The 24,688-nt window shown below is 62.8% G+C and carries 22 protein-coding genes and 1 riboswitch; of the genes, 14 read left to right on the top strand and 8 right to left on the bottom strand.

Annotated elements, in window-relative coordinates:
• Positions 1–8: 8 nt before the first annotated feature.
• The gene (locus tag O987_RS17500) at positions 9–1,103 is read right to left on the bottom strand and encodes an FAD-dependent oxidoreductase (protein WP_019042493.1); all 1,095 of its coding nucleotides are present in this window, start codon (positions 1,101–1,103) and stop codon (positions 9–11) included.
• Positions 1,104–1,166: 63 nt separating this feature from the next.
• Positions 1,167–1,328: riboswitch (TPP riboswitch) on the bottom strand.
• Positions 1,329–1,393: 65 nt separating this feature from the next.
• Between O987_RS17500 and thiD the strand changes: the two genes are divergently transcribed.
• A complete protein-coding gene (thiD, locus tag O987_RS17495) occupies positions 1,394–2,266 on the top strand; it encodes a bifunctional hydroxymethylpyrimidine kinase/phosphomethylpyrimidine kinase (RefSeq protein WP_003053709.1) in 873 nt (290 codons plus the stop codon).
• 67 nt (positions 2,267–2,333) lie between these two features.
• On the opposite strand, the gene O987_RS17490 is transcribed toward thiD, so the two are convergent.
• Positions 2,334–2,807 (bottom strand): SH3 domain-containing protein, encoded by a 474-nt coding sequence (locus O987_RS17490; RefSeq protein WP_043373781.1) that lies wholly within the window; start codon positions 2,805–2,807, stop codon positions 2,334–2,336.
• Between the two features lie 124 nt (positions 2,808–2,931).
• Between O987_RS17490 and O987_RS17485 the strand changes: the two genes are divergently transcribed.
• On the top strand, positions 2,932–3,699 hold the full coding sequence (locus O987_RS17485; protein WP_043373776.1) for an ankyrin repeat domain-containing protein: 768 nt from the start codon (positions 2,932–2,934) through the stop codon (positions 3,697–3,699).
• A 66-nt stretch (positions 3,700–3,765) separates the two neighbouring features.
• Here O987_RS17485 and O987_RS17480 read toward each other — a convergent pair whose 3' ends face one another.
• Positions 3,766–5,058 (bottom strand): purine-cytosine permease family protein, encoded by a 1,293-nt coding sequence (locus tag O987_RS17480; protein WP_043373773.1) that lies wholly within the window; start codon positions 5,056–5,058, stop codon positions 3,766–3,768.
• A 415-nt stretch (positions 5,059–5,473) separates the two neighbouring features.
• Here O987_RS17480 and O987_RS17475 point away from each other — a divergent pair, with 415 nt between their 5' ends.
• Genes O987_RS17475 through O987_RS17465 form a run of 3 tightly spaced genes read left to right on the top strand, consistent with a single transcriptional unit; the run spans position 5,474 to position 7,874 of the window.
• The gene (locus O987_RS17475) at positions 5,474–6,370 is read left to right on the top strand and encodes a hypothetical protein (RefSeq protein ID WP_043376612.1); all 897 of its coding nucleotides are present in this window, start codon (positions 5,474–5,476) and stop codon (positions 6,368–6,370) included.
• Positions 6,371–6,405: 35 nt separating this feature from the next.
• Positions 6,406–6,993 (top strand): RNA polymerase sigma factor, encoded by a 588-nt coding sequence (locus O987_RS17470; RefSeq protein WP_003053718.1) that lies wholly within the window; start codon positions 6,406–6,408, stop codon positions 6,991–6,993.
• Positions 6,990–7,874, top strand: coding sequence for a hypothetical protein (locus O987_RS17465; protein WP_043373770.1), 885 nt, complete (start codon positions 6,990–6,992; stop codon positions 7,872–7,874). Before O987_RS17470 ends, O987_RS17465 begins: the two co-directional genes overlap by 4 nt.
• Before the next feature lie 75 nt (positions 7,875–7,949).
• On the opposite strand, the gene O987_RS17460 is transcribed toward O987_RS17465, so the two are convergent.
• The 5 genes from O987_RS17460 to O987_RS17440 form a co-directional block, all read right to left on the bottom strand.
• Positions 7,950–8,741, bottom strand: a complete 792-nt coding sequence (locus O987_RS17460) for a peptidylprolyl isomerase (RefSeq protein WP_419177846.1) — start codon at positions 8,739–8,741, stop codon at positions 7,950–7,952.
• 87 nt (positions 8,742–8,828) lie between these two features.
• Positions 8,829–9,095: a BolA family protein gene (locus tag O987_RS17455; protein ID WP_043373767.1), complete on the bottom strand. Its 267-nt coding sequence runs from the start codon at positions 9,093–9,095 to the stop codon at positions 8,829–8,831.
• Positions 9,092–9,661: a septation protein A gene (locus O987_RS17450; protein WP_003053725.1), complete on the bottom strand. Its 570-nt coding sequence runs from the start codon at positions 9,659–9,661 to the stop codon at positions 9,092–9,094. Before O987_RS17450 ends, O987_RS17455 begins: the two co-directional genes overlap by 4 nt.
• A gap of 217 nt (positions 9,662–9,878) precedes the next feature.
• Positions 9,879–10,295 (bottom strand): peptide-methionine (R)-S-oxide reductase MsrB, encoded by a 417-nt coding sequence (gene msrB / locus O987_RS17445; protein WP_003053727.1) that lies wholly within the window; start codon positions 10,293–10,295, stop codon positions 9,879–9,881.
• Positions 10,292–11,827, bottom strand: coding sequence for a protein adenylyltransferase SelO (locus O987_RS17440; RefSeq protein ID WP_043373764.1), 1,536 nt, complete (start codon positions 11,825–11,827; stop codon positions 10,292–10,294). The genes msrB and O987_RS17440 overlap by 4 nt, the downstream gene beginning before the upstream one ends.
• A gap of 204 nt (positions 11,828–12,031) precedes the next feature.
• Between O987_RS17440 and O987_RS17435 the strand changes: the two genes are divergently transcribed.
• The 9 genes from O987_RS17435 (at position 12,032) to O987_RS17395 (ending at position 24,575) form a co-directional block, all read left to right on the top strand.
• Positions 12,032–13,675, top strand: coding sequence for a 3-(methylthio)propionyl-CoA ligase (locus O987_RS17435; RefSeq protein ID WP_043373762.1), 1,644 nt, complete (start codon positions 12,032–12,034; stop codon positions 13,673–13,675).
• A gap of 586 nt (positions 13,676–14,261) precedes the next feature.
• The gene (locus O987_RS17430; protein ID WP_003053735.1) at positions 14,262–15,497 is read left to right on the top strand and encodes a branched-chain amino acid ABC transporter substrate-binding protein; all 1,236 of its coding nucleotides are present in this window, start codon (positions 14,262–14,264) and stop codon (positions 15,495–15,497) included.
• Between the two features lie 230 nt (positions 15,498–15,727).
• A complete protein-coding gene (locus O987_RS17425; RefSeq protein ID WP_043373759.1) occupies positions 15,728–16,963 on the top strand; it encodes a branched-chain amino acid ABC transporter substrate-binding protein in 1,236 nt (411 codons plus the stop codon).
• A gap of 113 nt (positions 16,964–17,076) precedes the next feature.
• Positions 17,077–18,030 (top strand): branched-chain amino acid ABC transporter permease, encoded by a 954-nt coding sequence (locus tag O987_RS17420; protein ID WP_043373756.1) that lies wholly within the window; start codon positions 17,077–17,079, stop codon positions 18,028–18,030.
• Positions 18,031–18,033: 3 nt separating this feature from the next.
• Positions 18,034–19,374 carry a branched-chain amino acid ABC transporter permease gene (locus O987_RS17415; protein ID WP_043373754.1) on the top strand — a complete coding sequence of 447 codons (1,341 nt, stop codon included), beginning with the start codon at positions 18,034–18,036 and terminating at the stop codon, positions 19,372–19,374.
• 3 nt (positions 19,375–19,377) lie between these two features.
• Positions 19,378–20,196, top strand: coding sequence for an ABC transporter ATP-binding protein (locus tag O987_RS17410; RefSeq protein WP_051962206.1), 819 nt, complete (start codon positions 19,378–19,380; stop codon positions 20,194–20,196).
• Position 20,197: 1 nt separating this feature from the next.
• On the top strand, positions 20,198–20,893 hold the full coding sequence (locus O987_RS17405; protein ID WP_003053748.1) for an ABC transporter ATP-binding protein: 696 nt from the start codon (positions 20,198–20,200) through the stop codon (positions 20,891–20,893).
• A 249-nt stretch (positions 20,894–21,142) separates the two neighbouring features.
• A complete protein-coding gene (locus O987_RS17400; RefSeq protein WP_043373752.1) occupies positions 21,143–23,242 on the top strand; it encodes a 3-hydroxyacyl-CoA dehydrogenase NAD-binding domain-containing protein in 2,100 nt (699 codons plus the stop codon).
• Positions 23,243–23,399: 157 nt separating this feature from the next.
• A complete protein-coding gene (locus O987_RS17395) occupies positions 23,400–24,575 on the top strand; it encodes an acetyl-CoA C-acyltransferase (RefSeq protein WP_043373749.1) in 1,176 nt (391 codons plus the stop codon).
• Positions 24,576–24,688: the final 113 nt, after the last annotated feature.

Raw genomic sequence — 24,688 nt, 5'->3', positions numbered from 1 at the left:
CTCGCAGTTCAGCCACGATGCACGGCGACATCGAACTCGCGCGCCAGCGGCGAGTCGTCGTGGTCCAGCAGCTCCAGCACCACGTCCAGCATGGCGGGCGAGATCATGAAGCCGTGACGGTAGAGGCCGTTGACTTCCATGACGCGTGGAGTCAGCAGACGCACGGCGGGCAGATTATCGGGCAGGGTGGGGCGGCACTGGGTGGCGATTTCCACAATCCGCCCTTCGGCAAAGCCGGAGTGCACGGTATAGGCCGCGCTCAGCAGCTCCAGCGTGGAGCGCACGCTGGCCGGCGACATATCGTCGGACTCGATCTCGGTCGCGCCGATCACGAACAGATGGTCTTCCTTGGGCGCGATATAGATGGGGTAGCGTGGATGGATCAGGCGTGTAGGGCGCTGCAGCGTGACTTCGGGCGCATGGATGCGCACCACTTCGCCGCGAATGCCGCGCAGCTGCTTCCATTGGGTGCGGGCACCCAGGCCCCGGCAGTCGAACACGAAGTCGGGCTGGCCAGCCTCGCCGGGGCGGAAGTCGCCAACTTCGCGCGGGCTCTCCCAGTGCTGCTGTACGCCCAGTGCGGTGAGCTTGTCGACCAGCGCCGTCAGCAGCTGGCGGTTGTCCAGCTGGCCTTCGCCGGGCAGGTAGACGGCCTGGTTGAAGCGTCCCTGCAGTGCGGGCTCGCAGTCCTGCAGCGCCGCGCCGGTCTTCTCCTGCATGGCTGGCAGGCTGGGGTTGATGCGCCGGTTTTTTTCCAGCAGGCCGAAAAAGCGTGCCGCGTCGCCCTGATCCTGGCGGTGCCAGAGAATCAGCGTGCCGTTCTGCTGCAGAAACACATGCTGCTCAAGTTGGGCTATGAGTTCGGGCCAGCGCTTGAGCCCATGCTGGCCCATGCGCACCACGCCGGGCTCGGTAATGGCCGACTCGGCCAGCGGCGCCAGCATGGCGGCCGCCACGCGCGCGGCTGCGCCATCGCCTTGCGGGCCATGGGCGTCATAGAGGTCGATGGCGTGACCGCGCTGGGCCAGGGCCAGCGACAGCAGACGGCCCATGAGGCCGCCGCCGAGAATTGCGATCTTTGAAGAAGCTTGTAGCAATGACATGTGCAAATCGTTTTCCATCCGGACACAGGAACAGGGCCATGTGCAGGACAAAACGCGGCATGCCTTGCGGCTTGTGAAACTCCCCACGCCAGCATGACCTGGATCGGGTGCAGGGGGCACAGGGCACGGATGGTGCTCTGGTGCGCAGCCGGCAGCTGGCGCAGCCCCAGGGTGTTTCTCAGTCCGCACAGGCTGCTTGCCTGCGGGACACCCCTGTTTCGTCCGTTGGACATTACAGCACAACCGCAAACAGCACGCATTGACCATGCGCATGGGCGATAATTTTTGCCATGACAGTGATTGCTCCTTCCTCTATCTCTGGCGCCGCAAAAAAGCGCTATGCACGCGTGCTCTCCATCGCCGGCTCGGACAGCGGCGGTGGCGCCGGCATCCAGGCCGATCTCAAGACCTGTGCGGCCCTGGGCTGCTATGGCATGACGGCGATCACGGCCATCACCGTGCAGAACACGCTGGGCGTGACGGGCATTCACGGCATTCCGCTGGATACCGTGCGCGGCCAGATCGATGCCGTTGTGCAAGACATAGGCGTCGATGCGGTCAAGATCGGCATGCTGGCAACCCCCGATGTGGTGAGCGTGGTGGCGGATGCGATCCGTCGCCACCAGATCAGGAATGTGGTGCTGGACCCCGTGATGGTGGCCACCAGCGGCGATCGCCTGATCGTTCCCGAGACGGCCCAGGCGCTGGTGCGGGAGCTGTTCCCGCTGGCGACGGTGATTACCCCCAATCTGGATGAAGCAGCTTTGCTGCTGGGTCGCAGCATCGACGGCATTGCCGCGCTGGATGCGGCCGTGGCCGATCTGCTGGCCATGGGGGCGCCTGCGGTGCTGCTCAAGGGCGGGCATCTGAGCGGCGATCTGGTCATGGATGTGCTGGGTCGGCAAGGCCAGCAAGCCAGCGACTATCTGCGTCTGCAGTCGCAGCGCATCGTCACCCATAACGGCCATGGCACGGGCTGCACGCTTTCGTCGGCGATTGCCTCCTTCCTGGCCCAGGGGCTGGCACTGGAGGCCGCAGTGACCGAGGCGCGGCGCTATATCCTGGGCGCCATCGAGGCGGGAGCCGAGGTCTACACCGGCCAGGGCCACGGCCCCCTCAACCACGGCTATGCGCCGCGCGCGCAGCTGATCGTCGAAGGCTGATTGCCGACACTCGCAAAAAAGGCCTGCAGTTGCAGGCCTTTGCCTTTTGGGGCGCCTGTTGCCGCACTTACCAGCCCCAGACCAGATTCTTGGCTACCCAGCCGCTCTGGCCGTTGCTGCGCTGGACCTGGGCCCAGCTACCTTGCTTTTTCAGCGTCTGCAATACCTCATATTGCTCCAGCTTGCCGACCCGGTTGTGCTTCTGGCCGGGGCCGGAGCGCAGATTGGCCGTGCGTGCCGTCACCACCATATGCGGGCTCTTGCTGGTCAGCGGGGCGTGGACCCAGCCCAGTGTGGACTCATAGTCCTTCACACGCAGCCACTGGCCTTTGCGCTGGGTGACTTGCAGTGGGTAGCCCTTGCTCAGTTCCCAGAGGGTGGCGGAGCGGGTGTTGGGCTGCTCGCGCACATTCACGGTCTTGCCCTTGATGCTGACGAATTCCTGGGCTTGTGCGAGGGCCGGCAGCAGGCCGGCGGTGAGCGCACCCAGCGCGATCAGACTTGAAGTGGCGGCGGTGCGGATCCAGCGGTTGCAAGACACGGGGCAGATTCTCCTTTTATCGATTGAAAACATGCTGTAACCCTCATCGGACTTGCGTGGTTAGCTATAGTTCCTGTAGAAAGCTGACAGGGGCTGAACACCCAGCCAGCCATCAAGGAATGCCATGAACCAGCCAGTCCGCGCCCGTGGGAGCGCCTCGTTGACTACCCGATTGACGATTGCATTGACGGCTTCGGCCGCAGTGACGCTGCTCACGGCCTGCCAGAGCGGCACGTCGGCGAATGCTGCCGCTGCAACACCTGCCGCTGCTACGGCGGCAAAAGCCGGGGACCCGCAGATGCTAGGCCAGCAATTGCTGGCCGCTGCCGCGCAGGGCGATGCCGTGGCGGTGCGCAATCTGCTGGCTGGCAACGCGCCCGTCGACGTGCAGGACGCCCGAGGCAATACCCCGTTGCTGCTGGCCACGGCAGCCAACCATATCGAGGTGGCACGCTCGCTGCTGATGCATGGTGCCAGTCCCAATATCCAGAACCAGATGCAGGACAGCGCCTATCTGTTGGCCGGCGCGCAGGGCCGGCTGGAGATTGTGCGCATGACGATTTCCTATGGCGCCGATCTCAAGAGCACCAACCGCTATGGCGGCACGGCCCTGATTCCGGCCTGCGAGCGCGGCCATCTGGAAACAGCCCATGCGCTGATCACGGCAGGTGTGGATGTGAACCATGTCAACCGGCTGGGCTGGACCTGTCTGATGGAAGCTGTGGTGCTCAGCGATGGCGGGCCGCGCCATCAGGCCATCATCCAGGCCTTGATCGAAGCGAAAGCGGATCTGAACCTGCCCGACAAGGATGGGGTGACGGCCCTGGCCCATGCACGCCAGCGCGGGCAGCAGGCCGTCGTGCAGCTGCTGCGGGCGGCGGGCGCCAGATGAAAAACAGAGAAAATGGCTGAGTTGCCCAGTTGAAGGGAATTGGCTGCTATTGAATTTGTTTTTTGCTCAGGCGGCAACGGAGCGCGGCTGCAGCTGGCGTGTGGCGAGAGCCACCACAAAGGTCAGCGCCAGCGTGGGCAGGGCCGAGCCCAGGGCCGTGCTGGCATAGGGCAGCAGGTGATAGAAGGCAATGCCCAGCACCCAGATGGCCACGGCATCCCAACGCACGGCGGGCGCTTTCTGCATCAGCTCCACGGCATCGGTGCCAAAGGCCAGGCGGCCCAGCATCACGCCGAACAGCGGCACAAAGCAGGAGCTGAGCAACAGCAGAAACGGCTCCAGGCTGTGCATGGGCAGCACCATGGCCAACGCGGTGCACAGGGACGCGATCAGCAGGCCCCAGCGGCGAACACTCCAGCCCGGTTGCAGGCTGTGGGCCGACATGGCGCCAGAGTAGGCATCGCCATAGGCGTTGTCCACTTCGTCGATCAGAATCAGTGACAGGGCAATCAGCCCGCCCTGGGCCAGCAGCAGGGCCGTGACCAGGTCTTCGCTGGGCAGCGTCAGGGCCACCAGCACGCCCAGGGAGTAGCACCAGATATTGGCCACGGCAAAGCCGGTCCAGGCTCCGGTCAGCGCGGATTTGCCGCTTTTGCCGTGGCGCGCATAGTCGGCCACCAGCGGCAGCCAGCTGATGGGCATGGCGATCACCAGATCGACGGCGCTGAGCATGCTCATGCCGCCCGCACCCTCGCGGGCCAGCAGGGGCCCGAGGCCGGTGGCTCCGGCCATTTTCAGGAATTGCCAGCTCAGCCACAGCAGCGAGGCAATCACCAGAGGCAAGGCCACGCGCGAGATGATGCGGCGCACCAGGGTGGTCATGGAGCCGCTCATCAGCAGCAGGATCACGCCACCCCAGAGCAGCGTGGCGAGCCAGGGCCAGTAGGGCGCGCCCATGATGCCGCTTTGCCTGCCCAGCGCCACGGTGGCGTCGCGCATCACCACCAGCTCGAAGCTGCCCCAGCCCAGCAACTGGATGATGTTGAGCACGATAGGCAGTCGTGCGAAGCGGCGGCCGTAGACGCTGTGCATAAGCCCGGCGCTGGACAGGCCGCTGTCGCAGCCCAGCTTGCCCACCCAGCCCAGCAGGCCGGCGCCGATCAGGGAACCGATGCCGATCGCGATCAGCGCATGCAGCGGGCTGAGCGCTGGCAGCAGAAAGGCTCCCATCTGCATGACCAGCAGGCCTACGCCCAGACTGAACCACAGCGAGGCATGGTCGCGCCAGGCAAAGACGCGCTCCTGCGCCGTCACCGGGACCAGGGCCCGATTGGCCGATGTGGAAGAAGATGACTTCATGAATGCTCCGCCAGAAAAACGAAGCAGGGGCCGCATGGTTTGCGCGGCGGGCCATGAAAGACATGGCGAGTCGCGGTCTGACACCTTGGACAGCTTCCCTGCGCGAGGATGATCTCGGGCAAGCGGTGGTCAAGACACCGCTTGCGCAATCAGGTTCAAAGGGACTCTCTCAGCCCTGACCGGTCATAGTCAGGACACCCCCAGCATTGCTGCCTGCCTTGGGCTGCAGCGAGCGCGATTGTGCCAGACATGCCGGGCCGGAGCACGACTGCGATGCCAAGCGGTGTTGCAAATGGTGTTGCAAATGCTTGCAAATCAGAGCGCCTGTCCTGACCCCGTTGCGTCTGCTGCTGCGTTTGAGCCTCCGACAAGTTTGTTTCAGCCGCTGTGGCTGTGTCTTGAGGAGGCCTTGTCCATGCTGTCTGTCCGTACCGAACCCCCGGTTCCTGGTTTCTTGCTGTCGCGCGGCCGTCTGCTGCGCGCTTCGCTGCTCTGCGCTGCCGCAATGGTGGTCGCCGCGCCGGCTTCGGCCTGGACGCGCGGCAACCCAAAGCTGGCCCAGATCAGCATCGTCGAACGTGCCACGGGGCGGGTACTGCCCCAGTACAGCCACGAGGGCGAGCTGTGGGTGGTGGGCCGTCCCGGTGCCAATTATGCGGTGCGCATCCGCAACCTCGAGAGCCGTCGCATCATGGGCGTCATCAGCGTCGACGGGGTCAATGCCATCAACGGCCGGGCGGCGAGCTCCCGCGCCGAAGGCGGCTACGTGCTGGATGCGGGCGACAGCTATGACGTGCGGGGCTGGCGCAAGAGCAATGACAACGTGGCCGCGTTCTATTTCTCCGAAAGCGATATGTCCTATGCCGCCAGGACCGGCCGGCCGCAGGATGTGGGCGTGATCGGGGTTGCGCTGTACCGTGAAAAACTGCCCGAGCCTGCCGCCTACCAGGGGCCGCTCTATGAGCCGCAAGCGCCAGCCAGTGCCTCCGCGGCTGAATCTGCGACGGCGGATGTCGCCGTGCCGCAGGCCGCCAGCAAGAGCCGCAGTGCCGAACGCCGGGCTCCATCGGCTTCGCCGGCCCCTTCGCTGGGCACGGGCCATGGCGCGGTGGAGCGCTCGCAAGTCACCCAGGTGGAGTTCGAGGCCGATACCGACCAGCCGCGGCAGATGGTGCGTATCCGCTACGACAGCTATGCCAATCTGGTCGCCAGAGGTGTGATCCGCGAGCCTCGCCCACGGCCGTCGCAGCCGCGCGCGCCCAATCCCTTTCCCGGGGACGATGGCTTTGTCCCGGACCCGCCGCGCAACTGAGCAAGGTGGGCTGCGGAGTTTGCATAATCGCGGGCATGCTCGCACCGCAGCCTGCACCAGACACACCCGCCGACGAAGCCCTGATGCGCAGCTATGCCGCAGGGCAGGCCACGGCGTTCGAGACGCTTTATGCCCGGCACAGCCTGCGTATGTGGCGCTATTTCTATCGCAACACGGGCGATGCGGCACTGGCCGACGATCTGGCGCAGGACCTCTGGTTTGCCGTGGTGGACAGTGCCTCCCGCTATGAGGTGCGCAGCAAGTTCACGACCTGGCTGTTCACCATGGCACACAACCGCCTGGTCGATCACTGGCGTAGGCAAAGGCCGGGCATCAGCCTGTCGGCAGACACGCAAGAGTCCCTGCGGCTGGCCGAAAGCCTGTTTGCGGCATCGGGCTTCGAGCCTGAGCAGCAACTCGATCGCCAACTCATGGCCCAGGCCATTCTGGCGGCATTGGCGCGGCTTCCTTGTGAGCAGCGCGAGTGCTTTCTGCTGCAGGTCGAGGCTGATCTGACACTGGCCGAAATTGCCCAGGCCACCGGTGTTGCCGAGGAAACAGCTAAAAGCCGCTTGCGCTATGCGCGTGCCAAACTGCGTGCCGCGCTGGAGGAACTGGCATGAATATGCACCCCGAAACCCCGCCCGGCAACGGCAAGCCCGATGTGCTGCGCGAGCTCTACCACGAGGCCGTGGCAGAGGACCGTGGCCCCAGTGCGCAAAGCAGCGCCGCCATTCTCGAGTGCGCACGCCAGCGTGCGGCCGGGGCACCGGCGGACCAGCCTGCGGCCAACGACCGCTACTGGCTGCGGCATGCGCTGGGTGGGCTGGCGGCCGTCGGACTGGTGGGCTGGCTGATGCTGCAGCATGCGGCCTGGTGGAGTGGCCCGGACCAGGGCAGGGGGGGCGAACCGGATTCCAGGGCCGAAGCCGTGGCCCGGCCTGAGGGGGACGCTGCGTCGCAGGCCGTCGATGCACAGCGGGCAACGCCTGAGCCAGCTGCTTCGGCCGCCAGCGCTGAACGCGCGGCTGCGCAGACCCCGGAATCCAGGGGGAGCCGGGCGTCAGTGCAGACAGAGAAAGCACCGGAGGCCTTGGGCATGGAGGCTGCCGTATCTGCGTCGGCGCCCATGCCGCCATTCCAAGCTGCTCCCGCTCCCAGTGCGGCACCGGCTGCGCGCGGGGCTCCGGCAGCCAAGGCGTCTTCTCGGAGCACGGACGCTGTGCAGCCTGTTGCCCCGGCAGCCGATGCCACGGTGGCCGACGCCACGGTGGCCGATGCGATGGCGCCACAAAACTCTCGTTTGTCGGCGCAATTGCCGCTGTGTCCTTTGCAGACCGAGGACCAGGGTCGTCGGCGAGCCGCCAAAGAGGGGGCGGAAGAAGGCTCTGGCGCGGCACGAAAGCCCCCGCATTGCCGTCCAAGAAAGCCCGAGCAATTGCCGCCAGCCAAGTCTGAGTCTGGTCAGGGTGCTGCGGAAGATGTAGCAAAACCGCAGCGATGAGACAAAAAAAGCCCGCTTGACGCGGGCTTGGGTGATGGTCTGGCCAGTCCTTTTCAGGTCTGGCGTAAGAGCATGTTACTGGATTTTTGCGCTTTTGCGCAGCTGATCCTGGAATTGCTGCAGCTTTTGCTGTTGCAGCTGCTGGGTGATCTGGGGCTTGACGTCCTCGAACTTGGGCATTTCGGCCTGGCGCTCGTCATCCATGCGGATGATGTGCCAGCCAAACTGGCTCTTGACGGGCGTGTCGGTCATCTCGCCCTTCTTGAGCTTGATCAGTGCCTCTGTGAACTCGGGCACGTAGTTGTTGGGGTTGGCCCAGTCCAGATCGCCGCCGCGGGCACCCGATCCGGGGTCCTTGGATTCCTTCTTGGCGATGTCTTCGAACTTCTTGCCGGCCTTCACTTCGGCGATGATGGCCTTGGCGCGGTCCTCGGATTCCACCAGGATGTGGCTGGCCTTGTATTCCTTGCCGCCATTGGCCTCGACGAACTTGTCGTATTCGGCCTTGGCTTCGGCATCGGTCACGGGGTTCTTCTTCTGGAAGTCTTCGAACAGCGCACGGATCAGCACGGTCTGGCGGGCCATGTCCATCTGCTGCTTGTAGGCCTCGGAGGCGGCCAGACCGCGGCGGTTGGCTTCCTGCATGAAGACTTCACGTGCGATGACCTCGTCCTTGATCATCTTGTCCATCTCGGGGGCAACGGGCTGGCCGCTGGCTTCGATCTGGGCCTTCAGGGCGTTGACGCGGGCCATGGGCACGGCCTTGCCATTGACGATGGCCACATTCTGGGCCGAGGCGGACAGGGCGGCAAAGCCCAGAACTGTGGCGCCCACGATGCGGGCCAGTTGCTTTTGTTTCATGCTCATTCGAGTTGAGATCGAGAAAAGTGAATGAAGTTCAGTCCATACACAACAGGCTCCCGTCAAGGAGCCTGTGGTCAGAACCGTGGGTTCTCAAAGTACTTCAATGGCGATGGCATGAGCACCCTGGTCAATGAAGTCTTGCAGTGCATCATACACAAGGCGATGGCGTGCCACGCGGCTTTTGCCATCAAAGGCTGGGCAAGCAATGCGTACGCGAAAATGCGTGCCCACGCCGCTGTCATTGGCACCGGCATGGCCAGCATGCTGATAGCTCTCGTCGATGACTTCGAGCTGGGTCGGGGCCAGACGCTGGCGCAGGGCGGCGTCCATGGCCTGGGCACTGATGGTCAGGTTCATGGCTGCTTGTCCTTGGCTTCGGCGGCGCTGGGCGCGCCGTCCTGGGGCAGGTAGCGGCTCATGTAGATGGCTTGCGCAATCACGAACACCACCATCAGTCCCATGCCTCCAAACAGCTTGAAGTTGACCCAGGTGTCGGTGTCGAAGTTATAGGCCACCCAGATGTTGAGCGCGCCCATGGCCGCGAAGAACGCGGTCCAGGCCCAGTTGAGCTTGAGCCAGATGGCATCGGGCAGCTGCAGCTGCGCACCCATGACGGAGCGCAGCAGGTTCTTCTTGAACACCAGCTGGCCGATCAGCAGCGCGCCGCCCATGAGCCAGTACAGCACCGTGGGCTTCCATTTGATGAAATTGTCGTCATGGGCCAGCAAAGTGGCGCCGCCGAACAGCACGATGACACCGAGGCTCATCCATTGCATGGGTTCGATCTTGCCGGTCTTCAAGCGCAGATAGGCAATCTGCGCCACGGTGGCGACAATGGCCACGGCCGTGGCGGTGTAGATGCCCCAGACCTTGAAGGCCACGAAAAACAGGATGATGGGGAAGAAATCAATCAGCAGCTTCATGCGCGAAATGGTAGTCGTTCTGAAATTCAGACTGCGCAGCACCGGCAAGGTTCCCGGCGCAGCGAGCAAATCCGCATCATGCACCAAAGCTCGGGCCGTACCGCCAGCAAAGCCTTGTGAGCCGGACGGATTCAGCTATCAAAGCTGATAGCCAGGGCCTGCGCAGCGCGCCCGTGCCGGCATGGCTGAGGCCTTGCTGCTCAAGCCTTGTCAGCTCTTATTTTTGGTGTTCACCCTGGAAATCCAGCGAGGCTGAATTCATGCAGTAGCGCAGTCCGGTGTCGGTGGGACCGTCGGGAAAGACATGGCCCAGATGAGCGCCGCAGTTGCTGCACACCGTCTCGGTGCGCACCATGCCGTGGCTGCGATCCACGATATTGGTGATGGCGCCGGGCACGGCCTGGTCAAAGCTGGGCCAGCCGCAGCCCGCATCGAACTTGGTGTGCGAGTCGAACAGCTTGTTGCCGCAGCAGACGCAGTGGTAGCTGCCGTCGGCCCAGAACTGCTCGTATTTGCCGGTGAAGGGGCGCTCGGTGGCCGCATGGCGCGTGACCTGGAAGGCCGCGGTTTCAGCCCCCTTGTCCTGCAGCAGGGCTTGCCATTCTTGGTCGGATTTCTGGATGGGAAAGCTCATGATGAACAGCTGATTTCAATCGAGGAAGCCCAGTCGGGCGGGAAGCCGGCCCAGTCAGCGTGGTCCGGATGCGAGTCACAAGGCGCTTGCAGCACGGCCAGCATCTGCTGCACCGGCGCGAAGTCACCGTCCTGGGCGGCGCGGATCACGGTTTCGCCCAGATGGTTGCGCAGCACAAAGCGCGGATTGGATTCTTGCATCAAAGCCATGGCCTGCACGCTATCCACTTGCGCCAGCTGCTCTGAATAAGTGAGCGACCAGGCATCGAAGCTGGCCCGGTCAAGAATGATGTTACGCAGCGGCTCGAAGTCGATCGGTCTTGCCTGCCCCTGTGCGACGGCATCGGTCAGGCGACTGAAGAAGATGGTGTAGTCCACCTTGTTGTCGGCCAGGATCTGCAGCAGCGGGTTGACCAGCAGTGCAAAGCGGCCTTCGGTGGCCGGCGTGCCGGCCTCGTTCTCGGGCAGGCCCAGCTTGGCCAGCATCTGGCGCGCATAGGCGGCGGGAAAGACGGTCTTGTACGACTCAAGCGCCGCAATCGTCAGCTCTTCGTCGCCGATCAGCGGCAGCAGGGCCTGGCCCAGGCAATACAGATTCCAGTAGGCCACCTGGGGCTGGCGGTTGAAGGCATAGCGGCCCTGGCTGTCGCTGTGGTTGCAGATATGGCCGGGGTCGAAGGCGTCGAGAAACTGGAAGGGGCCGTAATCGATGGTCAGGCCCAGAATGCTCATATTGTCGGTATTCATCACGCCGTGGCAGAAGCCCACACCCTGCCACCGGGCCAGCAATTGGGCCGTGCGCTCGCTCACGGCCTGCAGCAAATTGGCGTAGTGGTTGCCGTTCAGCGCGGTGGCCGTGCGGCACTCGGGATAGTGCTGGTCTATGACCAGATCGGCCAGGGCGCGCAGCTCGGCCTGCATATCGCGTGCGGCGAAATGCTCGAAATGGCCGAAGCGGATGAAGCTCTCGGCCACACGCGTCACGACGGCGGCGGTTTCCATGGTCTCGCGCGCCACGGGCAGGGGCGAGCCCGTCAGCGCCAGCGCACGCGTGGTGGGAATGCCCAGGGCCGCCATGGCTTCGCTGCAGAGAAACTCGCGAATCGACGAGCGCAGCACGGCCCGGCCGTCGCCCATGCGCGAATAGGGCGTGCGGCCTGCTCCCTTGAGCTGGATTTCAAAGCCCTGCTCGGTTTCGCCCAGCAGGATGGCGCGGCCGTCGCCGAGCTGGCCGGCCCAGACGCCGAACTGGTGGCCGCTATAGACCGTGGCCAGCGGCTTGCTGCCGCCGCTGCCTTGGTCGGAGACGGCATTGCCGCTGAGGATTTGCAGCGCTTCGGCGCTGTGCAGCCATTCGGGGTCCAGATCCATCCAGCGTGCCGCGCTGGTGCTGGTGGCAATCCATTGCGGCTCGGGTACGGGCGTGGGTTGCAGATAGGTGAAAAAAGCCGGGCCCAGGGCTTCGAAGCGGCCGGGCTTGCGCCATTGCGGGGCAGGGGATTCGCTCATGCAGGCATTGTGCTTGAGCGGCATCAGGGACAGGGCTTGCAGGGTTGTTGAGCCGGTTGACGCTGGAGATCGTCCTAGGTTTTTCCCTGAGTGCTTGTTTGTCGTTCAGAGGGAGGATGCAGACAAACGTCGCCACGGTTACGCATTGGTGACAGTCCTCGGATGACGGCAGGGAAGCCCGAGATAGGATGCTTGCCGATCATCACAACGCTATCCAGGAGACTGCCAATGTTGGGTCTGATGCAAAGCCAGCCGCTGTTGATTTCTTCCCTGATCGAGTTTGCCGCGCGCAACCATGCCGACGGGGAGATCGTCTCCCGCCGTGTGGAGGGCGATATCCACCGCTATACCTACAAGGAACTGGCGGCCCGCTCGCGTCAGCTGGCCAACAAGCTCGATGCTATGGGCCTGGCCCATGGCGACAGGGTGGCCAGCCTGGCCTGGAATGGCTATCGGCACATGGAGATGTATTTCGGCGTCAGCGGCTCGGGCCGGGTGCTGCACACCGTCAACCCGCGCCTGCATCCCGAGCAGATTGCCTGGATCGTCAACCACGCCGAAGACAAGGTGCTGTGCTTTGACCTGACCTTTTTGCCCATCATCCAGGCGGTGCATGCCAAATGCCCAGAGGTGCGGCAATGGGTGGTGCTCTGCGATGCGGACCGCCTGCCGGCAGACAGCGGCATTCCCGGCCTCATCAGCTACGAGAGCTGGATTGCGGGCCAGTCCGATCAATACCGCTGGCCGCAGTTCGACGAAAACACCGCATCCAGCATGTGCTACACCAGCGGCACCACGGGCAATCCCAAGGCCGTGCTCTACAGCCACCGCTCCAGTACCTTGCACGCCTATGCTGCCGCGCTGCCGGACGTGATGTGCCTGTCGGCCCGTGATTCGGTGCTGCCCGTGGTTCCCATGTTTCACGTCAATGCCTGGGGCTTGCCTTATTCGGCGGCGCTCACCGGCTGCAAGATGGTCTTCCCGGGCCCGGCGCTCGATGGCAAGTCGGTGTACGAACTCATCGAGTCTGAAGGCGTCACCTTTGCTGCCGGCGTGCCCACCGTCTGGCAGATGCTGCTTGGCTACATGAAGCCGGGCGGCCTGCGTTTTTCCAAGCTCAATCGCACGGTGATCGGCGGCTCCGCCTGCCCGCCAGCCATGATCACGGCCTTCCAGGATGACTATGGCGTGGAGGTTCTGCACGCCTGGGGCATGACGGAGATGAGTCCCCTGGGCACGCTGTGCACGCTCAAGAACAAGCATCTGGACCTGCCCAAGGACGAGCAGATGAAGATCCGGCAGAAGCAGGGGCGCGCGATCTATGGCGTGGAGATGAAGATCGTCAACGACGCCGGCGACGAGCAGCCCTGGGATGGCAAGAGCTATGGCGACCTGCTGGTGCGCGGCCCCTGGATCATCGACAGCTACTACAAAGGCAGTGGCAACCCCCTGGTGCGCGGGGCTGACGGCTATGGCTGGTTCCCGACGGGGGATGTGGCAACGATCGACCCCGATGGCTACATGCAGATCACCGACCGCAGCAAGGACGTGATCAAGTCCGGCGGCGAGTGGATCAGCTCCATCGATATAGAGAACATCGCCATGGCCAACCCGGCCGTGGCCATGGCAGCCTGCATAGGCATGCCGCATCCCAAGTGGGACGAGCGCCCCATCGTGGCGGTGGTCAAGAAGCCCGGCGCGGAAATCACGCGCGAGGAGCTGCTGAAGTTCTACGAGGGCAAGACGGCCAAGTGGCAGATTCCAGATGATGTGGTGTTTGTGGAGGCGATTCCGATTGGCGCCACGGGCAAGATGCTCAAGACCCGTTTGCGTGAGGAGCTCAAGGACTACAAGCTGCCCACGGCAGCCTGAACCGCCTTAGGCCTGACGCGGCCCGACCAAAGCCATCATCGCGAGATGATGGCTTTTTTGTCTGGGCGGCTGGGCCATTTGGATCGATCTGGGCGACAAACTGCCGCCGTTGGCCATGCAATGGTGGGTGCGTCAGCAACCGGTGTTTGCTCGTCCCCATGGGCTTGAGGGAGCGCGTGGCCTGTTCCACTATCTGCTTTGGCGCCGATGGAGGAAGCACGCTTTGAAAAGCTCTACCCGGTGGGGTGGAGCAGCAGGCCAGGGTCAAGGCCGGCAGGTTGAGCTTCGGCCCGTTGACGCTGCAGATGCGACCGCATCTGGAGGAGAGGAGATTGCCCAAGCCCAGGTGTTGAGCAGCTTGGGCGGCCAGCGGCTGACGGAAGCCAGTTGCCGCTCCAGACTGTTGAAGTCTCAAGTGCCTCTGGCCCTTAATGGGTAGGAGAATGCAGCTATGGTTTTTGAAGTTGTGGCCTAAGGTAAACCCTGCAGTCGCCAATGTGATATGCGCTAGGGCAACCCCCAGGCCGCAGGCGCTGGCTTGCCCTTTAGTCTGGGTGTCGCTCATAAACACCAACGGAGACGCTCTATGAAGTTTGCAATCAAGGCTTTGACAGCATCGGTGATCCTGGCGTGCGCGGGGAGCGCGATGGCCCAGAAGGGAGAGACCGTCAAGGTCGCCTGGATTGACCCGCTCTCGGGCCTGATGGCAGCGCTGGGTTCCAACCAGCTCAAAAGCCTGCAGTACGTGGCAGAGGAACTCAACAAGGGCAATGCTTCGGGGGTGAAGTTCGAGATCATCGGCATCGACAACAAGCTCAGCCCGCAGGAGACCACGGCCGCGCTGCGTTCGGCCATGGACCAGGGCGTGCGCTATGTGTTCCAGGGCAACGGCTCGGGACCGGCGCTGGCCATCATGGATGCGCTGGAAAAGCACAATGCGCGCAACAAGGGCAAGGAGGTCGTGTTCCTCAACTATGCGGCCGTGGACCCCGATCTGACCAACAGCAAGTGCAGCTACTGGCATTTCCGTCTCGATGCCGATACCTCCATGAAGATGGAGGCCTTGACCACGTATATGAAGGACGTGCCAGAGATCAAGAAGGTCTATCTGATCAACCAGAACTACTCGCATGGCCAGCAGGTGTCCAAGTACGCCAAGGAGATGCTCAAGCGCAAGCGCCCCGATGTGGAAGTCGTGGGTGACGACTTCTCGCCGCTGGCCCAGGTGCGCGACTTCGCGCCCTATGTGGCCAAGATCAAGCAGTCGGGCGCAGACACGGTGATCACGGGCAACTGGGGCTCGGACCTGGCACTGCTGATCAAGGCTGCCAACGATGCGGGCCTGAACAACGTCAAGTTCTACACCTATTACGCCATTGCCACGGGAGCTCCCACGGCCATGGGTGCGGCGGCGGCAGGCAAGGTCTATATGGTGGGCTACGGCCACTTGAACATGCCCGGCGCCATGGACAAGATCGTCAAGGGCTTCAAGGCCAAGGTCAACGAGGATATGTACACCGGCACCGTGTACACGGGGCTGAACATGCTCGATCAGGCTTTTGCCAAGGCCAAGACCACCGATCCCGTCAAGGTCGCGGCGACCATGGAGGGCATGAAGTTCCAGAACTACAACGGCGAGGTCGAGATGCGCAAGAGCGATCACCAGCTGCAGCAGGGTCTGTACATCGCGCGCTGGGAAAAGGCCGGCGGCAAATACCCCATGGACTCCGAGAACACGGGCTATACCTTTGCACCCGTGAAGTACTTCGAACCCTATGTGGCCAGCACTCCCACCAGCTGCCAGATGAAGCGTCCCTCCTGAGGCGATGCGAGAGAAGCGGATTTCGGGGCGCCCTGGTGGCGCCCTTTTTTGATCGCGGGTTTCATTCGTCTGCAAGTGCGAGCAGCTGTCGCGCAAGTGTCGCCAACTACTGCGAATCGGCCCGGCAAGTCGCATGCGTGATAGTTCCTAAGGCTTTCCCCAGCGGGAAAAAGTCTACCGACCGGTAGATTGGCGTCAGTCGCTAGCAAAAATGGTGAAAGGAGACAAGTATGAAATGGGTTATGCGAGCAGTGGCCGTCTCGGCCATGGCCGTGAGTGCAGGTGGAGCCTGGGCTCAGAAGGGCGAAACCGTCAAGATCGCCTGGATTGATCCCTTGTCAGGTCTGATGGCCGCTGTGGGAACGAATCAGCTCAAGACCTTTCAGCTGCTGGCGGAGGAGTTCAACAAGAAAAATGCCTCGGGCGTGAAGTTCGAGATCGTGGCGCTGGACAACAAGCTCAGCCCGCAGGAAACCACGGCCGCGCTGCGCTCGGCCATGGATCAGGGCGTGCGCTATGTGACGCAGGGCAATGGCTCGGGCCCGGCGCTGGCCATCATGGATGCGCTGGAAAAGCACAACAGCCGCAATAAGGGCAAGGAGCTGCTCTATCTCAACTACGCGGCCGTGGACCCGGACCTGACCAACAGCAAATGCAGCTACTGGCATTTCCGTCTCGATGCCGATACCTCCATGAAGATGGAGGCGCTGACCACTTACATGAAGGACGATGCCGAGGTCAAGAAGGTCTATCTGATCAACCAGAACTACGGGCACGGTCAGCAGGTGTCCAAGTACGCCAAGGACCTGCTCAAGAGAAAGCGTCCCGATGTGCAGATCGTGGGCGATGACTTTTCTCCGCTGGCCCAGGTACGCGACTTCGCGCCCTATGTGGCCAAGATCAAGCAGTCGGGTGCCGATACGGTGATCACCGGCAACTGGGGGGCCGATCTGTCGCTGCTGCTCAAGGCCGCCAATGACGCCGGCCTGAACAACGTCAAGTTCTATACCTATTACGCGTTTGGAGCCGGCGCTCCCACCGCCATGGGTGCGGCCTCCGACGGCAAGGTCTATACCGTGACTTACGGGCACTACAACATGGGAGCGCCGATTCAGGCCAGCATGGAGAGCTTCAAGAAGAAGTTCAACGACGACCTGACGCAAAGCTCGATCTACCATGTGTTCGCCTTGCTGGATGCGGCCTTTGTCAAGACGGGCTCCACCGACCCGGTCAAGGTGGCGGCGGCTCTCGAGGGCATGAAGATCAAAAGCTTCAATGGCGAAGTCGAAATGCGCAAGAGCGACCACCAGTTGCAGCAGGGCCTGTACATCTCGAAGTGGCAGAAGGCGGGTGGCAAGTTCCCCTATGACGCCGAAAACACCGGCTACACCTTCGCGCCCGTGAAGTACTACGAGCCCTATGTGGCGAGCACGCCCACCAGCTGCCAGATGAAGCGTCCGTCCTGAGCCGGGCCCGAATATTCTCACCCTCCCTCGTGCTGCAGCATCCGCACCGACCAGAACGCATAACAGGTGCAGTGCTGCAGCGGTCTTTTCGCTCATGAGAACAAGGCAAGTCGATGACGCCTGAATTTTTCACCATATCCATGCTCAACGGTGTGAGCTACGGGCTGCTGCTCTTCATGCTCAGCTCGGGCCTGACGCTGATCTTCAGCATGATGGGCGTGCTGAATTTCGCCCACACCAGCTTCTATATGCTGGGCGCGTATTTCGCATACACGCTCAGCGGCATCATCGGGTTCTGGCCCGCGCTCTTTTTCAGCCCGGTGCTGGTGGGCGTGCTGGGGGCGCTGTTCGAGCGCTACAGCCTGCGCCGCGTGCACAAGTACGGCCATGTGCCCGAGCTGCTGGTGACCTTTGGCCTGTCCTATCTGATTCTGGAAGTGGTGCAGCTCGTCTGGGGGCGCGGCACTGTGCCCTATGCGCTGCCTGCGGCTCTGCAGGGGCCGCTGTTTACCTTGTACGGCACGCAGTTCCCCAAGTCGCGCTCCTTTGTGATGCTGGTGGCGCTGCTGATGCTGGTGGCCGTCTGGCTGTTGCTGACGCGCACACGCATCGGCCTGGTGATCCAGGCCGCGCTCAAGAACCCCGAAATGGTGGAGGCGCTGGGCCACAACGTGCCGCGCGTCTTCATGCTGGTGTTTGGCGGCGGCTGCGCGCTGGCAGGTCTGGCCGGTGTGATCGGTGGCAACACCTATGTGACCGAGCCCGCCATGGCGGCCTCCGTGGGCTCCATCATTTTCGTGGTGGTGGTGGTCGGCGGCATGGGCTCGCTGGCCGGGGCTTTCGTGGCTTCGCTGCTGATCGGCGTGGTACAGACCTTTGCCGTGGCGCTGGACTGGTCGCTGGCCGGCCTGTTCAGTTCCATGGGGCATCAGGTCAATGAATCCACCTTCGGCTGGCCCGTGCTGCGGCTGACGCTGTCGCAGGTCGCGCCGATTCTGCCTTACCTGTTTCTGGTGCTGATTCTGATCTTCCGGCCCAAGGGCCTGCTGGGTACCAGAGGAGATTGAGCCATGTCTTCGATTGCAAAAACACCCATGAATTCTTCTGCTGCAGACAAAGCTCGGGCGCAGGCACATTACCGCTTCAAGCCCCTGAACATAGGGCGCATTCTGGTCTGGGGTTTGTTCGCGCTGGCGCTGATCGTGGCACCGCTGATCTTCACCAGCTCGCTGGCGCTGACCATGCTGAGCCAGATCGGCTATCTGATCATCATCTGCCTGTCCTACAACATCCTGCTGGGACAGGGCGGCATGCTGAGCTTCGGACATGCGGTCTATACCGGCCTGGGCTCGTTCCTGGCCATCCATGCCATGAACAAGGCCGCCGCAGGCGAGATGGCCATTCCGCTGGTGCTGATTCCCATCGTGGGCGGCCTGGCGGGCATGTTCTTTGCGGCGCTCTTCGGCTATGTGACGACCAAGAAATCGGGCACCACCTTTGCCATGATCACCATGGGGCTGGGAGAGCTGGTGGCCTCCATGGCGCTGATGTTCCCCGAGTTCTTCGGCGGCGAGGGCGGCATCACCACGGACCGTGTCTACAGCAAGTTCTTCGGGCTGGACTTCGGCTCGGGTCTGCAGGTGTATTACCTGATTGCCGTGTACTGCTTCGTCTGCACGGCAGCCATGTTCGCCTTCACCGGCACGCCGCTGGGGCGCATGCTGAATGCCGTGCGCGACAACCCCGAGCGTGTCGAGTTCGTGGGCTACAACACCCAGCGCGTGCGCTACTTCGCCTTCATCATTGCAGGCTTTTTTGCGGGTATCGGTGGCGGGCTGACGGCCATCAATTTCGAGATCATCACGGCAATGGACAGTGTCAGCGTGGTGCGCTCGGGCGGCTATCTGCTGTTCACCTTCCTGGGCGGCGCCACCTTCTTCTTCGGTCCCATCATCGGTGCGGTGCTGCTGGTGCTGGCTTCGGTGTTGCTGTCCGAGCTGACCAAGGCCTGGCTGCTGTACCTGGGCCTGGTGTTCCTGCTCATGGTCATGTATGCGCCCGGCGGTGTGGCCAGCCTGATCATGATGAATCTGCGCGTGGCCAAGTTCGGTCATTTCAAGCGCCTGCTGATGCCCTATCTGGGCATTCTGGCGGCCGGAATCGTGACGGTGGTAGGTGCCGCGTCGCTGATCGAGATGATCTATCACATGCAGCTCAACGCGGCGCTGGGCCCCAAGGTGCCCTTCATGGGCGCCGAGCTGGACACCAGCGCAGCCTCCACGTGGACCGTGGCGATTGTGGTGTTCGTGGTGGGCCTGGGCCTGCTGGAGGGCGTGCGCCGCCTGACGGCCCGCCGCTGGGGACGCATACAGGAAGCGATCGAAGAAAGCATCAAGAAAGGGGAGGGCTGAACCATGTCCAGCATCGCCATCCATCAACCGGCTGCGCAAGTGGTGCAGCAGTCCTCTCATGCGCTGGAGCTGCGTGATCTGCGCAAGAGCTTCGGCAAGACCGAAATCATTCGCGGCGCCAACCTGGCGGTCAATGCCGGCGAACGTATCGCCATCATCGGCCCCAACGGTGCCGGCAAGAGCACGCTGTTCAATCTGATCAGCGGTCGCTTCGAGCCCAGCAGCGGCGAGGTGCTGCTGCACGGCCAGCGCATCAACGGCAAGAAGCCCTTCGAAATCAATCGCATGGGCTTGTCGCGCAGCTTTCAGATCACGAACATCTTTCCCAAGCTCTCGGTGTTTGAAAACCTGCGCTGCAGCGTGCTCTGGAGCCTGGGCTATCGCTACAGCTTCTGGCGCTTTCTCTCCAATCTGCATGACGCCAACGAGCGCGCCAACGAGCTGATGGAGATGATCGGCCTGCACCGCAAGCGCGACACGCTGGCGGTGAACCTGACCTATGCCGAGCAGCGTGCGCTGGAGATCGGCATCACCATCGGCGGCGGTGCCAGCGTCATCCTGCTGGACGAGCCCACGGCCGGCATGAGCAACAGCGAAACCGCGCATTTCATCCAGCTGATCAAGAAGGTCACCGAAGGCAAGACGCTGCTGACCGTGGAGCACGACATGGGCGTGGTCTTCGGGCTCGCGGACAAGATTGCCGTGGTGGTCTATGGCGAGGTCATCGCCTATGACACGCCCGAAGCCGTGCGTGCCAACGCCAGAGTGCAGGAAGCATATCTGGGATCTTCCGTCGCAGACCAACAGGCAGGAGCGCATTGAGATGCTGAAGATCAACGATTTGCATGCCTACTACGGCAAAAGCCATGTGCTGCATGGCGTGGACTTCGAGGTCCATGCGGGCGAAATCGTGGCCTTGCTGGGGCGCAACGGTTCGGGCCGCTCCACCACGGCCAAGGCCATCATGGGCCTGGTGCACTGGGAGGGGGCGCTGGACTGGAAAGGCAAGAACCTGAACGGCAAAAAAGCCTATGAGGTGGCCCATCTGGGTATCGGCTATGTGCCGGAGAGCCGCGATGTGTTCCCCAATCTGACCGTGCATCAGAACCTGATGCTGGGCCAGAAAGGCAAGGGCAAAAGCAGCCGCTGGGGTTTTGACGATATGTATGCCATGTTTCCTCGCCTCAAGGAGCGCCAGCACACCGAGGCCGGCGTGATGTCGGGCGGAGAGCAGCAGATGCTCACGCTCTGCCGCACGTTGATGGGCGACCCGGATCTCATCATCATCGACGAACCCACGGAAGGGCTGGCACCCAAGATCGTGGAGCTGGTGGGCGAATACCTCAAGAAGATCAAGGATCGCGGCGTGTCCGTGCTGCTGATCGAGCAAAAGCTGACCATTGCCATGAATATCTCGGATCGGGCCCTGGTCATGGGCCATGGACATATCGTGTTCGACGGCACTCCCGAGACCCTCAGGGCGAACGAAAAGGTTCGCAAGGAGTGGCTGGAAGTTTGAGGTGAATCTCGCCCTGGGGCGCCTCTCGCGCCTTTCCCCTGCCTCGCCTTGCGGGAGGGGGAGGATGCCATCGCCCGGGCGGCCTCGCCGCGCCGCGGCTTGCATGGCATCTCTGACGGGGATGGCGTCAGTGGTTGTTTCCCAGGGATGTCTCATTGAGGACAAGCATCAGTTGCGCAACGCAGCAAAACTCGGAAAATAAAAAACGCACGACCGTTCTTTTCTATTTATTGAACAGGGGACAACAGCATGACTGCTGAATACAAAGTCGACGGAGCCATCGCCGTCATTACCTTGAACAACCCGCCGGTCAACGGCCTGGGTCTGGCCACTAGACGAGGTGTGGTCGAAGGTTTGCGCCAGGCTCTGGCGGACAATGCCGTCAAGGCCATTGTGATCACCGGGGCCGGCAAGGCCTTCTCGGGCGGAGCCGATATCACCGAATTCGGCAAGGAAGATGCCTACCGTGAGCCGCATCTGATTTCGGTCATCCAGCAACTGGACCTGTCGACCAAGCCTGTGATTGCTGCGATCCACAGCGTCTGCATGGGGGGCGGGCTGGAACTGGCGCTGGGCTGCCATTACCGCATTGCGGCTCCCGGCACGGCCGTGGCGCTGCCCGAGGTCAAGCTCGGCCTGCTGCCAGGCGCCGGCGGCACCCAGCGCCTGCCGCGCGTCTTGGGTGTGGAAGCCGCGCTCAACATGATCGTCAGCGGCGAGGCCGTGATGAGCGAAATGCTGGCCACGCTGCCCGGCCAGAAGCTGTTCAACAAGATGTCGGCCTCGGCCGAGACGCTGCTGGCCGAGGCTAGGGCCTTGGCGCTGGAGGTCGCCGATGTCCGCCCGCTGCCGCGTGTGCGCGACCTGTCCTGCAAGCATCCCCAGGGCGAGGCCTATTTCGAGTTTGCCGCCACCATGGTGCAGGGCATGTCCAAGAACTTCCCTGCGCCCCTGCGCTGCCTGGAAGCCGTCAAGAACGCCACGACCAAGAAGTTCGATGACGGTATGGTGGCTGAGCGCGAAGCCTTCATGCAGCTGATGATGACGCCCGAGTCGCGTTCGCTGCGCCATCTGTTCATGGCCGAGCGTGCCGCCTCCAAGATCCCCGACGTGCCCGCAGACACGCCAGTTCGCGAAATCCGCACTGTGGGCGTGATCGGTGCCGGCACCATGGGCGGCGGCATCTCCATGAACTTCCTGAATGCGGGCATTCCCGTCACGATTCTGGAGACCAAGCAGGAAGCCCTGGACCGTGGCGTGGCGACCATCCGCAAGAACTACGAAGCGCAGGTCAAGAAGGGTAAGCTCTCCGAGCAGAAGTACGAGCAGCGCATGGGCCTGCTGTCCACCACGCTCAACTATGGCGATCTGAAGAATGCCGACCTCATCATCGAGGCCGTGTTCGAGGAACTGGGCGTGAAGGAGCAGGTCTTCAAGCAGCTTGATGAAGTGGCCAAGCCCGGCGCAATTCTGGCATCCAACACCTCTACGCTCGATGTGGACAAGATCGCAGCCTTCACCAAGCGTCCGCAGGACGTGGTGGGCATGCATTTCTTCAGTCCCGCCAATGTGATGAAGCTGCTGGAAGTGGTGCGTGGCAAGGCCACGGCCAAGGATGTGCTGGCCACGGTGATGAAGGTGGCCAAGAAGATCAAGAAGACGGCCGTGGTCTCCGGCGTCTGCGACGGCTTTATCGGCAATCGCATGATCGAGCAGTACTCGCGCCAGGCCGGCTTCCTGCTGGACGAAGGTGCATCGCCACAGCAGGTGGACAAGGCCATCGAGAAGTTCGGCTTTGCCATGGGCCCGTTCCGCATGGGCGATCTGGCCGGCAACGATATCGGCTGGGCCATCCGCAAGCGTCGCCATGTCGAGCAACCCGACATGAAGTACAGCGCCAGCGCGGACCGTCTGTGCGAGCTGGGCCGCTTTGGTCAGAAGACCGGTGCGGGCTGGTATGACTATGTGCCCGGCAAGCGCGACGCCATCCCTTCGGAGGTGGTGACCAAGATGATCGACGAGCATCGCAAGAGCCTGGGGCTGACGCCGCGCAAGATCTCCGACGAGGAAATCGTGCAGCGCCTGGTCTTTGCGCTGGTCAACGAAGGCGCGCACATTCTGGAGGACGGCATTGCCAGCAAGTCCGGCGATATCGACATGGTGTATCTGACCGGCTACGGCTTTCCGCTGTGGCGCGGCGGTCCCATGCACTATGCGGGCGAAGTCGGCCTGTTCAATGTGGTTCAGGCCATGGGTCGCTTTGCCCAGAACCCCAACGACGATGCCAAGTTCTGGCAGCCTGCTCCGCTGCTGGCCAAGCTGGCCGCCGAAGGCAAGCAGTTCAGCTAAGCGCCGCGCACACAGACCTTGAGACGTCGTAGCGAAGCCTTGTCGTACTACTCGTACTGCTTGCGGCTTCGCTCCCCGTCTCCAACGCAAATCGTCGATTTGCGGGCCTGTGTGAACGGCGATCTGCCACGAAATACCCAGAATCAAAGGACAGAACATGACATCCGCAGTGATTGTTTCTACCGCGCGCACCCCGCTGGCCAAGAGCTGGAAGGGCGCTTTCAACATGACTTATGGCCCCACCCTGGGTGCCCACGCCGTCAAGGCGGCTGTGGAGCGCGCAGGCATTGAGGGCGCCGAGGTCGAGGACGTGATCATGGGCATGTCCCTGCCCGAAGGCACGACAGGCGGCAATGTCGCCCGTCTGATCGCCATGCGTGCAGGTCTACCTGTCACGACCTCGGGCCTGACCATCAACCGCTTCTGCTCCTCGGGCCTGCAGGCGATTGCGCTGGCTGCCCAGCGCATCATCGCGGGCGAGAACGATGTGCTGGTGGCCGGCGGTCTGGAGAGCATCTCCTGCGTGCAACCCCATCTGAACCCGCACATGGCTTTCGATCCCGAGCTGACAGCCATGAAGCCCGAGATCTACTGGAGCATGCTGCAGACTGCCGAGCAGGTGGCCAAGCGCTACAACATCAGCCGCGATGCCCAGGACGAGTACGGCGCCTCCAGCCAGCAAAAAGCGGCTGCGGCACAGGCGGCTGGCCTGTTCGAAGCGGAAATTGCTCCCATGAAGACCGTCATGGGCGTGGCCGACAAGGTGCGCGGCCTGATCACCAAGGAGGTGACCGTCAGCAAGGATGAGGGCATTCGCGAGGGCACGACCAAGGAAGGCATCAGCGGTCTGCGCAGCGCGCTGCCCGGCGGGGTGATTACCGCCGGCAATGCGAGCCAGTTCTCCGACGGGGCCGGCGCCTGCGCCGTGGTCAGCGAGGAATACGCCTCGCGCAAGGGCCTCAAGCCCCTGGGCCGCTTCCTGGGCTTTGCCGTGGCCGGCTGCGAGCCCGACGAAATGGGCATCGGCCCCATCTACGCCATTCCCAAGGTGCTCAAGAAGCTGGGTCTGTCGGTGCAGGACATTGACCTGTGGGAGCTCAACGAAGCCTTTGCCGTGCAGGTCATCTACTGCCGTGACAAGCTGGGCATTCCGGCCGACAGGCTCAATGTCAACGGTGGCGCGATTGCCGTGGGCCACCCCTATGGCGTTTCGGGCCAGCGCCTGACGGGCCATGCATTGATCGAGGGCAAGCGCCGCGGCGCCAAGCGTGTCTGCGTGACCATGTGCATTGGCGGCGGCATGGGCGCGGCAGGCGTGTTTGAAGTCCTGTAAGCAGGGCTTGGGTCAAGCCGTCTTCTGGCCACCTTGGGATGGGGGGCTGGAGGCGGCTTTTTTCTCCTCTGGATTTATGAAATTGATAGCTTTGATCGCTTTATTCATAAGCG

Source organism: Comamonas testosteroni TK102 (genome assembly GCF_000739375.1).
GTDB classification, from domain to species: Bacteria; Pseudomonadota; Gammaproteobacteria; order Burkholderiales; family Burkholderiaceae_C; genus Comamonas; species Comamonas brasiliensis.
Note: the sequence above shows the minus strand (reverse complement) of the source record. Positions and strands in the feature narration are given on the sequence as shown.

Bases quoted from the DNA above. Each gene is read 5' to 3' on its own strand.
- O987_RS17440 (WP_043373764.1), bottom strand. From the start codon at position 11,827: ATGCCGCTCAAGCACAATGCCTGCATGAGCGAATCCCCTGCCCCGCAA.
- O987_RS17430 (WP_003053735.1), top strand. From the start codon at position 14,262: ATGAAGTTTGCAATCAAGGCTTTGACAGCATCGGTGATCCTGGCGTGC.
- O987_RS17400 (WP_043373752.1), top strand. From the start codon at position 21,143: ATGACTGCTGAATACAAAGTCGACGGAGCCATCGCCGTCATTACCTTG.
- O987_RS17405 (WP_003053748.1), top strand. From the start codon at position 20,198: ATGCTGAAGATCAACGATTTGCATGCCTACTACGGCAAAAGCCATGTG.
- msrB (WP_003053727.1), bottom strand. From the start codon at position 10,295: ATGAGCTTTCCCATCCAGAAATCCGACCAAGAATGGCAAGCCCTGCTG.
- O987_RS17480 (WP_043373773.1), bottom strand. From the start codon at position 5,058: ATGAAGTCATCTTCTTCCACATCGGCCAATCGGGCCCTGGTCCCGGTG.
- thiD (WP_003053709.1), top strand. From the start codon at position 1,394: ATGACAGTGATTGCTCCTTCCTCTATCTCTGGCGCCGCAAAAAAGCGC.
- O987_RS17455 (WP_043373767.1), bottom strand. From the start codon at position 9,095: ATGAACCTGACCATCAGTGCCCAGGCCATGGACGCCGCCCTGCGCCAG.
- O987_RS17425 (WP_043373759.1), top strand. From the start codon at position 15,728: ATGAAATGGGTTATGCGAGCAGTGGCCGTCTCGGCCATGGCCGTGAGT.
- O987_RS17410 (WP_051962206.1), top strand. From the start codon at position 19,378: ATGTCCAGCATCGCCATCCATCAACCGGCTGCGCAAGTGGTGCAGCAG.
- O987_RS17500 (WP_019042493.1), bottom strand. From the start codon at position 1,103: ATGTCATTGCTACAAGCTTCTTCAAAGATCGCAATTCTCGGCGGCGGC.
- O987_RS17470 (WP_003053718.1), top strand. From the start codon at position 6,406: ATGCTCGCACCGCAGCCTGCACCAGACACACCCGCCGACGAAGCCCTG.
- O987_RS17435 (WP_043373762.1), top strand. From the start codon at position 12,032: ATGTTGGGTCTGATGCAAAGCCAGCCGCTGTTGATTTCTTCCCTGATC.
- O987_RS17485 (WP_043373776.1), top strand. From the start codon at position 2,932: ATGAACCAGCCAGTCCGCGCCCGTGGGAGCGCCTCGTTGACTACCCGA.
- O987_RS17460 (WP_419177846.1), bottom strand. From the start codon at position 8,741: ATGAGCATGAAACAAAAGCAACTGGCCCGCATCGTGGGCGCCACAGTT.
- O987_RS17415 (WP_043373754.1), top strand. From the start codon at position 18,034: ATGTCTTCGATTGCAAAAACACCCATGAATTCTTCTGCTGCAGACAAA.
- O987_RS17420 (WP_043373756.1), top strand. From the start codon at position 17,077: ATGACGCCTGAATTTTTCACCATATCCATGCTCAACGGTGTGAGCTAC.
- O987_RS17475 (WP_043376612.1), top strand. From the start codon at position 5,474: ATGCTGTCTGTCCGTACCGAACCCCCGGTTCCTGGTTTCTTGCTGTCG.
- O987_RS17450 (WP_003053725.1), bottom strand. From the start codon at position 9,661: ATGAAGCTGCTGATTGATTTCTTCCCCATCATCCTGTTTTTCGTGGCC.
- O987_RS17395 (WP_043373749.1), top strand. From the start codon at position 23,400: ATGACATCCGCAGTGATTGTTTCTACCGCGCGCACCCCGCTGGCCAAG.
- O987_RS17465 (WP_043373770.1), top strand. From the start codon at position 6,990: ATGAATATGCACCCCGAAACCCCGCCCGGCAACGGCAAGCCCGATGTG.